This is a genomic window from Kitasatospora sp. NPDC085879, assembly GCF_040686255.1.
Classification (GTDB): domain Bacteria; phylum Actinomycetota; class Actinomycetes; order Streptomycetales; family Streptomycetaceae; genus Kitasatospora.
Genome location: NZ_JBFBJZ010000001.1, coordinates 362,040 through 376,044 on the forward strand (window position 1 = coordinate 362,040; position 14,005 = coordinate 376,044).

Here is a 14,005-nt window from a genome sequence, read left to right on the forward strand (position 1 = left end):
TCAGGCGTCCTCGCGGGCGGCGATCGCCAGCGTCGAGCCGTGCCGGTGCTTGCGCACCAGCAGCTGCGAGGGGATCCGGCCGCGCAGGTCGGCGACATGGCTGACGATGCCCACCGCGCGGTCCCGCTCGCGCAGCCCGTCGAGGACGTCCATGACCTCCTCCAGGGTCTGTTCGTCGAGGCTGCCGAAGCCCTCGTCGATGAAGAGGGTGTCCAGGGGCATACCGCCCGCCTCGTCCGTCACCACGTCGGCCAGGCCCAGCGCCAGCGCCAGCGAGGCGAAGAAGCTCTCGCCGCCGGACAGCGTCGCGGTGTCCCGGTCGCGGCCCGTCCAGGCGTCCACCACCCGCAGCGAGAGACCGGAGCGCTTGGTGCCCGCGACCGGGCCGTCGCTGTGCACCAGCGTGTACCGCCCGCCGGACATCCGCACCAGCCGGGCGCTCGCCGCCGCGGCGACCTGCTCCAGCCGGGCCGCAAGTACGTACGACTCCAGCCGCATCCGCAGCGCGTTCTCCGCCGGGGCACCGGCCACCAGGGCGGCGAGCCGGCTGATCCGGCCGAACTCGGCCAGCTCCGGGGCAAGGGCCGTGGCCAGCTCCGCCAGCTCGGCGCCGATCCTGGCCAGCGCGGCGCAGCGCCGCTCCGCGGCACCCGCCTCCGAGGCGGCCCGCTGCAACCGGTCGGCGGCCAGGGCCTGCTCCGCCCCGGCCGCGGCCGGATCGGCCGGCGGCAGGGCGGCCGCCGCCACCAGCTCCGGCCCGGCCAGCTCGGCCTCGACCGCCGCCACCGCCCGGTCGTGCGCGTCCAGCCGGGCCTCCAACGCCGCCCGGTCGGCAGCGGGCAGCACCGCCGCGCCGGCCTCCTCCGGGCTGCCGAACCCGGCCTCGGCGGTGGCCCGCAGCAGCTCCTGCTCGGCCTCGGCCAGCCGGGCGGCCGTCTCCGTGGCCGCGTGCACGGCGGTCAGCGCCGCGGCCACCCCGCGGGCGGCGTCCTCCAGCTGCCGGGCGCGGTCCGCCACCGAGGGGGCGTCGCCGCGGGCGGCGGAGATCTGCGCGGCGAGCCGGTTCCGCTCGGCGGCCAGGTCCTGCAGCCGGGCGTCGGCGGCGGCCGCGTCGGCGCCGCCCGCGCGCAGCTGCTCCTCGCGGCGGCGCCGCTCCGCGGTGAACTGCTCGATCGTCCGGACGGCCGCACCGAGCCCGTCGGCCTGCCGGACGGCGGCCGACCGCTCGCCCTCCACCCCGGCGAGTGCCTCGGCGAGCTCGGCCGATCCCGTCTCCCCGGCGACGGCGAGCGCCGCCGCCTCGGCCGTGCGCAGCTCGCCGACCCGGTGGCGGGCCGCCTCGTGGCGCTGCTCGGCACCGGCCTGCGCGGCGGCGGCGTCACGCTGGTCCTCGGCCGTCACCTGGCCCTCGCCCGGCACGGCCGGGGCGGGGTGCTCGGCGGCGCCGCACACCCGGCAGGGGCTGCCCGCGCGCAGTGCACCGGCGAGCTCGGCCGCCATCCCGGCGAGCCGGCGCTCCTGCAGGTCGAGCACCCGCCCGCGGGCGGCGAGCGCCTGCGCGTGCAGGTCGAGCTCCTGCCGTTCGGCGCCGGCGAGGTCGGCCCGCAGCGCGTCCCGGCGGTCCGCGGCGGCCCGGCGGCCGGCCAGCTCGGCCCGCCGCTCGTCGAGCCGGCGCACCGTCTCGGCGGCGGCCTCGGCGGCCGCCTGCCGGGTCTGCAGTTCCTTCATCCGGTCGTCGGCGTCGGACAGCCACTCCCGGGCGTCCTCGACGAGCTGCTCGGCGGCGTCCCGGCGGCCGGCCAGTTCGGTCTCCTCGCGGCCCGCGGCCCCGTGGCGCCGCTCGGCCTCGCGGCCCGCGGCGAGCTCGCCGACCGCGGTGCGCAGCCGGCGCTCGGCGGCGGCCAGCGCGGCGGCGTCCGCCTCGGCGGGCGGCGGCTCGGCCGGGCCGCCCTGATGCGGCAGCAGCACCCCGCCGGTGCCGCCGGAGCCGGCCGCCCCGCCGCCCGTACGGACCGGCACCGCCGCGCCGAGGAGCGGCCGCAGGGCCGCCCGGCGCTCCCGTTCGGTCTCGGCCGCGGCGGCGTGCGCCCGCTCGGCGGCGGCCCGCAGCCGGAGCGCCGACTCGACGCCCAGTGCGGCCCGGGCGGCGGCCAGCACGCGGCGCTCGGCGCCGAGCGCCGCGCCCTCCTCGGTGAGCCGCAGCGCGGTGCGGACCGCCGCGGCGTGCCGCTGCTGCCGCTCGGCGAGGGTGTCCGCGGCGCGCCGCCGCCCGTCCGCCCCGGCCTGGGCCTCCCGGGCCGCGTCGAGGGCGGCGTCGGCCACCGCCCGCTGCTCGGCGGCCTGGGAGCGCAGGATCGCGGCCCAGCCGAGCACGCCGTCGACCAGCCCGGCGGCGCTCGCCGCGGTGCCGTCCTCGGCCGGCACCAGGCCGTCGGCCGGCTCGGCGCCCGCACCGGCCGCCTCCTCGGCGCGGGCGGCGAGGTCGCGCAGCCGCTGCCGGCCGTCCCGGACGGCCGCCTCCTGGCGGAGCCGGCGTTCGGCGAGCCACCGCTCGACCTGGCCGAACCGCTGGGTGTCGAAGAGCCGGCCGAGCAGCTCGGCCCGCTGCTTGGTGTCGGCCCGCAGGAACCGCGCGAAGTCGCCCTGCGGCAGCAGGACGACCTGGCAGAACTGCTCCCGGCTCATGCCGACCAGCCGCCGGATCTCCTCGCCGGCCTCCTGGTGGGAGCGGCTGACGGCCCGCCAGCCGGGCTCGCCGTCGCCGGTGTCGGCGACCCACTCGCGCAGCAGGGTCTGCGCCTTCTCGGTGGTGGTGCCGGTGCCGCGCAGCTTGGGGCGCTGCTGCTCGGGGCTGCGGGTGATCTCCAGCCGCCGGCTGCCGAGGGTGAGGTCGAGCCGGACCTCGGTGAGCAGGCCCGGTGCGGCGTGGTCGCTGCGCAGCGGGTTGCCCCGGCGGGCGCCGGGCACCTCGCCGTAGACGGCGTAGCAGACCGCGTCGAGCACGCTGGACTTGCCCGCGCCCGTCGCGCCGCGCAGCAGGAAGAGCCCGGACGAGGCGAGCCGGTCGAAGTCCACCTCCTCGGTGCCGGCGAACGGCCCGAAGGCCGTGAGGGTGAGCCGGTGCAGCCTCATCGGGCGGCCTCCCGGGCGAGCTCGGCCTCGCGGCGGACGGCCTCGAAGCCCTCGGCCAGCCAGTCGCGCTCGTGCGCGCCGAGCGTGCTGCCCGGCCGGACGTGCCGGACGAAGCCCTCCGCGATCTCCAGGTCGGATCGCCCGCTGACCCTGGCCGCGTACGAGGGGTGCCGGTCGCCCTCGACCGGCTCGGGCTCGAAGAGCAGCTGGAGGGTGTGCGGGAAGCGCCGCCGCAGCGACTCCATCGGCTCGGCGGGTCGCGCCGGGTCGGTGAGGGTGGCCTGCACCCAGCAGTCCTCGGCCCAGGTGTGCTCCTCGGCCGCCAGCAGCTCGGCGAGCCGGCCGCGCAGCCGGGCCAGCCGGCGGGGCTGCGGGCAGTCGATCCGGCGCTCCTCGGCGATCGAGCCGTCGGCGGCCAGCTCGACCAGCCACATGGTCTTGCGGTGGTCGGCCTCGGAGAAGGAGTAGGCGAGCGGGGAGCCGCTGTAGCGCAGGTGCGGGGCGAGCCGCTGGCTGCCGTGCAGGTGGCCGAGGGCGGCGTAGTGGACGCCGTCGAAGACCGCGGCGGGCACGCTCGCCACGCCGCCGACGGTGATGTCGCGCTCGCTGTCGCTGGGGGCGCCGCCGGTGACGAAGGCGTGCGCGAGGACGACCGCCCGGGTGCCCGCCGGGCGGGCGGCGAGGTCGGCGCGGACGGCGTCCATGGCGGCGCCGAGCACCTGCTCGTGGCCGCCCCCGGCCAGCCCGAAGCGCTCGCGGACGAGGGCCGGCTCCAGGTAGGGCAGGCCGTAGACGGCGACCGGGCCGTGCCCGTCGGCGAGCAGCACGGGCTCCGCGCAGCCGTCCGGATCCGTCCGCAGGTGGATGCCGGCCCGGTCGATCAGCCGGGCGGCGACGCCGAGCCGCCGGGCGGAGTCGTGGTTGCCGCTGATGAAGACCGTCGGCACGCCGAGCCGGGCGAGCCGGACGAGGACGTCGTCGAAGAGCGCGACCGCCTCCAGGCCGGGCAGCGCCCGGTCGTACACGTCGCCTGCGACCAGCACGGCGTCCACCCGCTCGGCCTCGGCCACGGCCACCAGGTGGTCGAGGAAGGCGCGCTGGGCGTCGTGCAGGCTCTCCCGGTGGAAGGAGCGGCCGAGGTGCCAGTCGGAGGTATGCAGCAGTCGCATGGTCACCGACCATAACGGGCGGCACCGACAGCTCGGGGCCCCGACCGCCTCGGCCGATGCCGATCCGTGATGCCGGGCGGACCGTCGGTGACGGGCGGTAGGGTCGCGGCGCGGCCACGGCGGTGTTCCGGGTGTGCCCCGGGCGGCGGTCAGGGCTGTTCATCGACCGGATGTTCGGGGAAGATCAACAGTCGGAGCGGGCGGCGGCCCGCCGCACCCGCTCCCCGGCCGCCGACCGGGCGCGCCGGCGGCCCGGGACCGGAGGGGACACGCGTGAACCGCATCGAGTACAGCGCGGAGATCGCCGACCTGCTCGGGAGGGTCCGGCGCCGGCCGATCGCGGGCTGGCCGTGGCGGCCCGGCGAGGACGTGCCGGCGGGGCTGCCGGTGAAGCAGTCCTGGGGCTGGCTGTTCGCCCCGGACGGGCGGGTGCTCACCCTGGTCAACCCGAAGGACGGGATCGTCAGCCTGCCCGGCGGCTCGCTGGAGCCGGAGGACGCCGGGGACCCGGCCGCCGCCCTCGCCCGGGAGGCCGGCGAGGAGGCGCAGGCCGTGATCGGCCGCCCCTGGTACCTGGGCTACCTGTACGACCGGGTCGGCTCGGCCAACGGCGGGCACGAGTGCGCCCGGGTGCGGATGGCGGCGGCGCTGCGCCGGGTCGGCCCGTCGCTGCCTGACCCGGCCTCGGGCCGGCACTACCGGCGGCTGCTGGTGGCGCCCGGGCTGGCGGTGGAGCTGCTCGGCTGGGGCGCGCAGGGGGTCCGTCAGGCGCGCGCGGCGGTGGCCGCGGCGGTGGCGCACCTCGGCGTGCCGGCGGCGGCGAACGAGACCATCGAGGAGCTCCCGCAGGCCGGCTGCGTGCTCTTCGGGTGACTCCCAGGAATCCTTGACGATCCGTCAATCATTTTCCCAGAAAAGGTATTCAACCGAATTTCCGATGGCACCGCGATGACATGACGGTGCCACATCTGCCGGTCCGTCAACAACTTTGGCATGGGCACTATCCGGCGAGGCTACTGCCTGGTATCACAACAGTGTGATCCGGGTCACCCCCACTTCCGGATCGCATTCACCCCCCCACCCGGAGGTACCCCCATGCCTCGAGCCAGAGTCCTGCCCGTCGCGGCCACGGCACTCGCGCTCTCCCTGTCCACGCTCCTCACCGCCACCGACGCCTCGGCCGCCGGAGCCCGGTACGTCGCCCTCGGCGACTCGTACTCCGCGGGCGTCGGGGCGGGCAGCTACACCAGTGACAGCGGCAGTTGCAAGCGCAGCACCAATGCCTATCCGTACCTCTGGAAGAACGCCAACGCCCCCACCTCGTTCAGCTTCGTGGCCTGTTCCGGCGCGAAGACCGGCGACGTGCTGAACAACCAGCTCTCCGCCCTCAGCTCCGGCACCACACTGGTCAGCATCACCATCGGCGGCAACGACGCCGGATTCGCCAGCACCATGCAGACCTGCGTGCTCAACTCCGAGAGCTCCTGCCTGAGCGCGGTCGCCACCGCGAAGTCCTACGCCACCACCACCCTGCCGGGCCAGCTCGACGCGGTGTACTCGGCGATCCGCAACAAGGCCCCCAACGCCCGCGTCGTGGTGCTCGGCTACCCGCACCTCTACAAGATCGGCGGCAACTGCATCTTCGGCATCGGCGACACCAAGCGCGCCGCGATCAACGGCGCCGCCGACACCCTCGACTCGGTGATCGCCAAGCGCGCCGCCGACGCCGGGTTCACCTTCAAGGACGTCCGCAGCATCTTCACCGAGCACGAGATCTGCGGCTCGGCCACCCAGTGGCTGAACAGCACCACGCTGCCCGTCGACGAGAGCTACCACCCGAACAAGGCCGGACAGTCCGGCGGCTACCTGCCGTCGTTCAGCGCCGCGGCCTGACCCCCCACCGGCCCGCCGCGCCCGCGTACCCCGCGGCGCGGCGGGCCGTCAGGGCGCGTACAGCTCCTCGATGTCCCCGGCGTAGTACGCCAGGATCGCGCCGCGCCGCATCTTCAGCGAGGGCGTCAGCAGGCCGTCCTCGGCGCTGAACTCCTTCGGCAGCAGCCGGAAGGCGCGGATCGACTCGGCCCGCGAGACGGCCGTGTTGGCCGCCGCCACCGCCCGCTGGACCTCCCCGTGCAGCTGGGTGTCGGCCAGTGCGCCCCACACGTCCAGCTGCTCCCGGCCGCGCAGCTTCAGCCAGTGCGCCAGCGCCTGGGCGTCCAGGGTGATCAGCGCCGCCACGTACGGACGGTTGTCGCCGACCACCAGGCACTGGGCCACCAGCGGATGGGCGCGGACCCGCTCCTCCAGGGCGCCGGGCGCGAGGTTCTTGCCGCTGCTGGTGACGATCAGCTCCTTCTTGCGGCCGGTGATGGTGAGGTAGCCGTCCTCGTCCAGCTCGCCGATGTCGCCGGTGGCCAGCCAGCCCTGGACGAGCGCCGCCTCGGTGCACCGCGGGTGGTTCAGGTAGCCGGAGAAGACCGTGCCGCCGCGCACCCACACCTCGCCGTCCTCGGCGATCGCCACCGCCGCCCCGGGCACCGGCCGGCCCACCGTGCCGAACTTCGGCCGGCCCGGCGGGTTCGCCGTCACGGCCGCGGTGGTCTCGGTCAGCCCGTACCCCTCGTAGACCGTCATGCCGGCCCCGGCGAAGAACAGGCCGAGTTCGCGGCCCAGGGTGGAGCCGCCGGACATGATGTTGCGCACCCGGCCGCCGAGCACCGCCCGCAGCCGCTGGTACACCAGCCGGTCGTAGGCGGCGTGCCGCATCCGCAGGGCCGCGCTCGGCCCGGCGCCCCGGCCGAGCGCCTTCCGCTCGCGGGCCGCGGCCCAGGCGACCGCCGTCTCCGCGGCCTGGTCGAACAGCTCGACCTTGCCGGCCTCCTCCGCCCGCTCCCTGGCCCGCTGGTAGATCTTCTCGAAGACGTAGGGCACGGCGTGCAGGAAGGTCGGCCGGAAGGACTCCAGGGCGGGCAGCAGGCTGTCGGTGGAGAGCTGGCCGTGGTGGCCGATCCGGATGCCGCCGCGGACGGCCGCGACCTGCACCATCCGGCCGTAGACGTGCGCCAGCGGCAGGAAGAGCAGGGTGGCCGGCGGCGCACCGCCGGTGTCCCGGAAGATCTCGTCCCAGCCGTCCAGCAGGGCGTCCGCCTCGGCGGCGAAGTTGCCGTGGGTCAGCAGGCAGCCCTTGGGACGGCCGGTGGTGCCCGAGGTGTAGATGACGGTGGCGATGCTCTCCGCGGTCACGCCCAGGCGCTGGCGGTGCACCAGGGAGTCCGGCACGCCCCGGCCGTCCTCGATCAGCGTGCCGACGCAGTCCCGGTCGAGCTGCCAGATGCCGGTCAGCTCGGGCAGCGCGTCGCACACCGCGCCGACCGTCATCGCGTGGTCCTCGTGCTCCACCACGCAGGCCACCGCCTGCGTCTCGGCGAGGATCCAGCGGACCTGCTCCGGCGCCGAGGTCGGGTAGACCGGGACGGGGATGGCGCCGACCGCCCAGAGCGCGTAGTCGAAGAGGGACCACTCGTAACAGGTCCCGGACATCACGGCGACCCGGTCGCCGTAGCGCACGCCCCGGGTGAGCAGCCCCTTGGCGAGGGCGAGCACGTCGTCGCGGAACTGCCGCGCCGTCACCGGCTGCCAGACCCCGTCGACCAGCCGGGAGAGCTGGATCAGCCCCGGGTTCTGCTCGGCCGTGTCGAACACCGAATCGGCCAGCCCGCCCGCGGCCGGCTCGGACAGGGCGGGGCTGCTGACCTCGCGCACACCGCCCCCGATCCCCGTCGTTCCCGCCTGGCCGGCCTGCCCGACCGTGCGGACGGATCGCCAGCGAAGCTACCGGATGCCCCCCGGCGCTGCCCAGAGGCCGAGGCGGCCCCGGCGCGATCGGCACCGCGTGCACCCCCCGGTGACAGCAAAGAGGGTTCGCCCGGGGAGCAATCCCGGAACAATCGGACAGGCACCGTCGGGGATGGGTGCGACCCTTCGAACGGGTGGTCAGCGCGGTGTAGAGTCACGCAGATCCGACCGCCCGGCCCCTTCGCCGGGACACCCATGCCCGATCGGGGAGGCGCGACCACCCGCCGAACCGCACCCTGTCCGCGCCTGGCTCCATCCCGACCGAGGACTCCATGCGTCTGCGCAGCAGCTCGATCCGCGCGAAGATCATCGCGCTGCTCATGGTGCCCATCGTGGCGCTCACCGGGCTGTGGGTCTACGCGACCCTGGTCACCACCGGGGACGTCCGCAGCCAGTTCGACGTGAGCTCAGCTTTTCATGACCTCGTCAAACCTGTCGACCGTTACACACTGGATCTCCAGGAGGAACGGCGCACCGCCGTCCTCCGCCTCGCCGAACCCGGCTCGCAGGCCGACAAGGACGCCTTCGAGCACGCCCAGGCCGCGACCGACCGCAGCCTGCGCGAACTGCGCTACCTCAGCGACACCTCCGCCTTCGACCGGCTCGACGCCCAGCAGCGGACCAAGTACCAGGACATCCTCACCGCCGCCGACCAGCTCCCCGCGATCCGCAGCCAGGCCGGCCGCGACGTCGTCAGCTGGAACCACGAGCTGCTCGCCTACGGCGACCTGGTGGACACGGTCTTCCCGTTCCGCTCCTCCTTCGCCGGCCGCCAGGGCGGCCAGCTGCCCCGCCAGACCATGCTGCTCACCGAGCTCGTCCGCGCCCGCGAGTACCTCGCCGCCGAGACCGCGGCGATGCAGGCGCTGCGGGTGACCGCCAAGCCGGACGAGGACATGATCCAGGTGGCGCTGGACAACATGCACTCCCAGCAGGCGCTGTTCAGCGTCTACGCCGGCGAGCTCGACCTCATCGACCAGCGCGACTACGCGGACCTGCGCAGCTCCGACCCGTGGATGGCGCTCGCCGCCGCCGAGGCCAACTTCGACTCCGCCGTGCAGCGCGCCGCCGCCGTCCACGCCAACCCCAAGGACCCGTGGCGCGAGGCGGCCACCCCGGTGCTCTCCTCCTACGCCGACCTGAACACCCGGCTCGCCGACCGGATCGGCGAACGCGCCAACTCGTACGCGGTCAACCAGATCGTCCGCGGCGCCGTCGCCGGTGTGATCGGCCTGATCGCCGTCGTCCTCTCGGTGCTCATCTCCTACCGGATCGGCCGCGGCCACGTCCGCGAACTCATCGCGCTGCGCAACGCCGCCCAGGAGCTCTCCGGCGCCCGGCTGCCGCACATGATGCTGCGGCTGCGCCGCGGCGAGAGCGTCGACGTCGCCGCCGAGACACCCGAGCTGGAGTTCGGCCCCGCCGAGATCGGCCAGGTCGGCCGGGCCTTCCACGACGTCCAGCGGGTCGCCGTCGAGGCCGTCGTCGAGCAGGCGGAGCTGCGCCGCGGCGTCGCCGCGGTCTTCGTCAACCTCGCCCGCCGCAGCCAGGTGCTGCTGCACCGCCAGCTCACCCTGCTGGACGCGATGGAGCGCCGCACCGAGGACCCGACGGAGCTGGAGGACCTCTTCCGGCTCGACCACCTGACCACCCGCATGCGGCGGCACTCCGAGGGCCTGATCATCCTCTCCGGCGGCTCCCCGGGCCGGGCCTGGCGCAAGCCCGTCCGGATGGTCGACGTGGTGCGGGCCGCGGTCGGCGAGGTCGAGGACTACGCCCGGGTGATCGTCCGGCCGTTCCCCGGCACCGGCCTGCTCGGCAGCGCGGTCGCCGACGTCACCCACCTGGTCGCCGAGCTCATCGAGAACGCCACGGTCTTCTCCCCGCCGCACACCCAGGTCACGGTGCAGGGCGAGGTCGTCGCGCACGGCTTCTGCCTGGAGATCGACGACCGCGGCCTCGGCCTCGGCGAGCACGCGCTGGAGGAGATCAACCAGCGGCTCGCGGTGGAGCAGGAGTTCGACCTCGCCGACACCGACCGGCTCGGCCTGTTCGTGGTCAGCCGGCTGGCCCGCCGGCACGGCATCCGGGTCCACCTGCGGCCCTCGCCGTACGGCGGCTCCACCGCCGTGGTGCTCATCCCGCGCGAGCTGCTCGCCGACGCCAACGAGGTGATGGCGGACCAGTTCTCCGGCCGGCCCGCCGCCGAGCCGGCCCGCCCGGCTCCCGCCGCCGTCCCCGCCGGGGCCGGCGCCGCGGGGTCCGGCGCCGCCGCGGCGGGCCGCGGCGCCCGGGCCCGCAGCGCCCCGCGGATCAACGGCGGACCGAAGCCCTCGGCCGCCGACCCGGCCGCCACGCCGGGCGGCCTGCCCCGCCGCCGCCCCGGCGGCCCGGCGTCCGTCCCGGACCAGGAGGTGGGCACCGGCCGGCACCGCCGCCCGGACGCCCCCGCCGAGCCGGCGCCGGCCGAGGAGGCCGCACGGCCCGCTGCCGCGGCCCCCGCCGCGCCCGCGGGGAGCGCCGCGCCGGTCGCGGGCGGGCTGCTGCCCAAGCGCGTCCGGCAGGCCAGCCTGGCCCCCCAGCTGCGGGAGGCCGGCGACCGGCCGGCCGCCGAGCCCGTCCGCGAGCGCTCGCCGGAGGAGGCCCGGGCCGCCTTCGCCTCCTTCCAGCGCGGCTTCGCACGGGGCCGCGGCGACCGCCTGCAGCCCGCCTCGCTGACCGTCGTGCCGGACCTCCCGGACACGCCGGAGCCGCCGGTTCCCGTGTCTCCGCGGGTCGGGGGTCCCGTACGGCCCCGGGTGGCGCTACCCTCTGCACCCGTCCCACCTGCTCTGCCCGCCGCGCGCCCGCGGCCCCAGCTGTACCCCGTACGTCCGGGAAACCCCGTACCACCCGCACCACCCGCCCCAGCGGAAGGAACCGAGAAATGACCGCAACGACACAGCCGTCCGGAGACCTGAACTGGCTCCTGGACGACCTGGTGGGCCGCGTCGCGACCCTGAGGCATGCGGTGATCCTGTCCAGCGACGGCCTGGCGACGGGCGTCTCCAGCGGCCTGGCCCGCGAGGACGCCGAGCACCTCGCCGCCGTCGCCTCCGGTTTCCACAGCCTGGCCAAGGGCGCCGGCCGGCACTTCCGGGTCGGCGGGGTCCGGCAGACCATGGTCGAGCTGGACGAGGCCTTCCTCTTCATCACCGCGGCGGGCGACGGCAGCTGCCTCGCCGTGCTCAGCGACGCCGAGACCGACGTCGGCCAGATCGCCTACGAGATGGCCCTGCTGGTCAAGCGGGTCGGCGAGCACCTGGCCGCGGAGCCCCGGACCGAGACCGCCCCCCAGGAGAGATGAGCCGAGGGATGGCCGACGAGGACGACGCACCGCGGGCCCCGCACGAGGACCCGTACGACGACCCCTACGACAGCGGGCCCGAGGTCGACCTGTTCGCTCCGCGCACCGCCGCGGAGGAACGCTGGTTCGACGACGACGCGGGGCCCGTGGTGCGGCTGTTCTCGGTGACCAGGGGACGGGCGGCCAGACCGGTCGACGAGGGACTCTTCGACCTCATCTCCCTGGTGCGCGCCACGGACGCCGAAGGACGGGCCGACGACGCACCCGCCCTCGACGCCACCCACCACGCCCTGCTGGCGCTCTGCCGCGACGAGCCCCTGAGCGTCGCCGAGCTCGGCTCCTACTGCGACCTGCCGGTCGGCATCGTCCGTGTGCTGCTCGGCGACCTCAACGACGCCGGGCTGATCACCGTGACCCGGCCCGTGCCGCTCGCCCAGCGCCCCGACGAGCAACTCCTGCGAGACGTGATCAATGGCCTCCGTGCACTCTGACGTCCCGGCGGACGCCCGCGCCGCCCTCTGGTCCTCCGTGGCCCTGAAGATCCTGGTCGCCGGCGGCTTCGGCGCCGGCAAGACCACCCTGGTCGGGGCGGTCAGCGAGATCCGGCCGCTGCGCACCGAGGAGCAGCTGAGCGAGCGCGGCCGCCCGGTCGACGACACCGCCGGCGTCGAGACCAAGCGCAGCACCACGGTCGCCATGGACTTCGGCCGGATCGACCTGCGCCCCGGCCTCGCCCTCTACCTCTTCGGCACGCCCGGGCAGGACCGGTTCTGGTTCGTCTGGGACGAACTGGCCCAGGGCGCGCTCGGCGCCGTGGTACTCGCCGACACCCGGCGGCTCGCCGACTCCTTCCCCTCGGTGGACTTCTTCGAGCAGCGCGGCATCCCCTTCGTGGTCGCCGTCAACTGCTTCGAGGGCACCGAGGTGTACGCCCCCGAGGACGTCCGCGGCGCCCTCGACCTGGACCCGGGCATCCCGGTGCTGCTGTGCGACGCGCGCAGCCGGGACGACGGCAAGGAACTGCTGATCCGGCTGGTCGAACACGCCGCGGGGCTGGCCGGCCTCGACGTCGCCGGGACGGCGCGGGGCTGACGGCCCGTCCGCCACCGGCCCGTCAGCAGGCCGTTTCACCGGGCTGTCCGGATCGTGGGACGAAAGGGTCCCGGATGGCGGACGGCGAGGTCATCGGGGTTGCCTCCGGCCCTCCGGCCGTGGAAGGCTCGTCCCCGTTGCACGCTGCGCCGCCCGGCGCCGTGCCCCGGGGGAGGAGGCAGTCGACGTGACCGCAGACGCGTTCCGCAGCGCGGCACTGCCCGCCCCTGCCGTGCCGGCGCTCACCGCGCGCCGCCACATCGACCAGGCGCTCGTCTGCAGCGCCTGCTGTCGCTGACGGACCCCCACCGGCCCGGGTCGCCCCGGCGCCGCCTCCGTCCCCGAAACCCCTCCGCCGGGCCGCGCATCTGACGGCCGTCCGGCTCCTTCCGCCCTGCGCCCACCCGGAGACCCGACCGTGGACCCGTTCCGCCCCGAACTCGAGCCGTTCTGGCCGTCCCGCCAACCGCACCTCTTCGACCGGACCTGTCGGACCGCGTAGCGCGCGTCCCGCCCTTGCGAGCGGACTGGCCGACCGTCAGTTCCGCTTCCGCGCAAGGCCCGACGCGCAGACGACGACCACCCGAATCCCGTCACGCGCGAAGAGAGCCCACCATGTCCTCCACCTCCACGGCCACCCGTACCGTCACCACCGCCACCCCGCACCTGCGGGCCGTCCGCTCGGTGGCCGCCGTCCCCGGCGGCGGCGAGCGCTGGTACCCGACCACCACCGCGACCCCGCACGCCACCACCGCCGCGCCCGAGCGCGGCCGGCCGGCGGCACCCGAGCGGCAGGCGGCCGTCCGCCCCGCCGTCACGCCGCTGCCCGCGGGCCTGCCCGAGGGCGCCACCGTGGTCGCCCTGCCGCCGTCCGCCCTGCCGCAGGGCCTGCTCGCCCAGTACGGCGCGGAGCTCGGCGGATCGGCCGGCCACCCGCTCGTCGGCTACCTGCTGCTGGTGCCCGCCGACCAGGCCGCACCCGCCGCCGCGGCCGTCCCCGCGCAGCCGGCCGAGGAGCCGCAGCCCGCGGGCCGCCCGGCCGCGCACGGCATCAGCGTGGACACCGACCGGCGCACCGCCCACGTCGATGGCATCCAGCTCGACCTCACCTACCTGGAGTTCGAGCTGCTCGCCCACCTCACCGAGCACCCGCACCGGGTGCACACCCGCGACCACCTGGTCACCGCGGTCTGGGGCTACGGCCACGTCGGCGACGGGCGCACCGTCGACGTCCACGTGGCGCGGCTGCGGCGCAAGCTCGGCGCGGCGCACCGGGACAGCATCGTCACCGTCCGCCGGGTCGGCTACAAGTACGACTCGCCGGCCGAGCACCCGTACGGCTCGGCGCGCTACGGCTCGCGCTACCAGGGCCAGCGCGGCCCGACGCCGTCCCGCTCCTACCTGAACTTCC

At 75.9% G+C, this 14,005-nt stretch carries 9 protein-coding genes and 1 pseudogene; 7 read left to right on the top strand and 3 right to left on the bottom strand.

Going from position 1 to position 14,005, the window contains the following annotated elements; genetic code table 11:
• Both AB0P35_RS01645 and AB0P35_RS01650 read right to left on the bottom strand, forming a co-directional pair.
• The gene (locus tag AB0P35_RS01645) at positions 1 to 3,132 is read right to left on the bottom strand and encodes an SMC family ATPase (protein WP_363504928.1); all 3,132 of its coding nucleotides are present in this window, start codon (positions 3,130 to 3,132) and stop codon (positions 1 to 3) included.
• Positions 3,129 to 4,301, bottom strand: a complete 1,173-nt coding sequence (locus tag AB0P35_RS01650; protein WP_363504931.1) for an exonuclease SbcCD subunit D — start codon at positions 4,299 to 4,301, stop codon at positions 3,129 to 3,131. The genes AB0P35_RS01645 and AB0P35_RS01650 overlap by 4 nt, the downstream gene beginning before the upstream one ends.
• A gap of 273 nt (positions 4,302 to 4,574) precedes the next feature.
• On the opposite strand from AB0P35_RS01650, the gene AB0P35_RS01655 reads away from it, so the two are divergent.
• A complete protein-coding gene (locus tag AB0P35_RS01655; protein WP_218835711.1) occupies positions 4,575 to 5,174 on the top strand; it encodes a hypothetical protein in 600 nt (199 codons plus the stop codon).
• 222 nt (positions 5,175 to 5,396) lie between these two features.
• Entirely contained in the window at positions 5,397 to 6,194 is a 798-nt protein-coding gene (locus AB0P35_RS01660) for an SGNH/GDSL hydrolase family protein (protein ID WP_363504935.1), read from the top strand.
• A 48-nt stretch (positions 6,195 to 6,242) separates the two neighbouring features.
• On the opposite strand, the gene AB0P35_RS01665 is transcribed toward AB0P35_RS01660, so the two are convergent.
• On the bottom strand, positions 6,243 to 8,063 hold the full coding sequence (locus AB0P35_RS01665; protein ID WP_363504938.1) for a long-chain fatty acid--CoA ligase: 1,821 nt from the start codon (positions 8,061 to 8,063) through the stop codon (positions 6,243 to 6,245).
• A gap of 365 nt (positions 8,064 to 8,428) precedes the next feature.
• On the opposite strand from AB0P35_RS01665, the gene AB0P35_RS01670 reads away from it, so the two are divergent.
• From AB0P35_RS01670 to AB0P35_RS01690, 5 genes and pseudogenes are all read left to right on the top strand, one after another.
• On the top strand, positions 8,429 to 11,086 hold the full coding sequence (locus AB0P35_RS01670) for a nitrate- and nitrite sensing domain-containing protein (RefSeq protein WP_363504941.1): 2,658 nt from the start codon (positions 8,429 to 8,431) through the stop codon (positions 11,084 to 11,086).
• Positions 11,083 to 11,502 (top strand): roadblock/LC7 domain-containing protein, encoded by a 420-nt coding sequence (locus tag AB0P35_RS01675; RefSeq protein WP_095872239.1) that lies wholly within the window; start codon positions 11,083 to 11,085, stop codon positions 11,500 to 11,502. Before AB0P35_RS01670 ends, AB0P35_RS01675 begins: the two co-directional genes overlap by 4 nt.
• Positions 11,499 to 11,993 carry a DUF742 domain-containing protein gene (locus AB0P35_RS01680; RefSeq protein ID WP_306454378.1) on the top strand — a complete coding sequence of 165 codons (495 nt, stop codon included), beginning with the start codon at positions 11,499 to 11,501 and terminating at the stop codon, positions 11,991 to 11,993. The genes AB0P35_RS01675 and AB0P35_RS01680 overlap by 4 nt, the downstream gene beginning before the upstream one ends.
• Positions 11,974 to 12,594, top strand: coding sequence for an ATP/GTP-binding protein (locus AB0P35_RS01685; protein WP_095872237.1), 621 nt, complete (start codon positions 11,974 to 11,976; stop codon positions 12,592 to 12,594). Before AB0P35_RS01680 ends, AB0P35_RS01685 begins: the two co-directional genes overlap by 20 nt.
• 834 nt (positions 12,595 to 13,428) lie before the next feature.
• Positions 13,429 to 13,908 (top strand): annotated as a pseudogene (locus AB0P35_RS01690) (winged helix-turn-helix domain-containing protein); the annotation flags it as partial.
• Positions 13,909 to 14,005 lie beyond the last annotated feature (97 nt).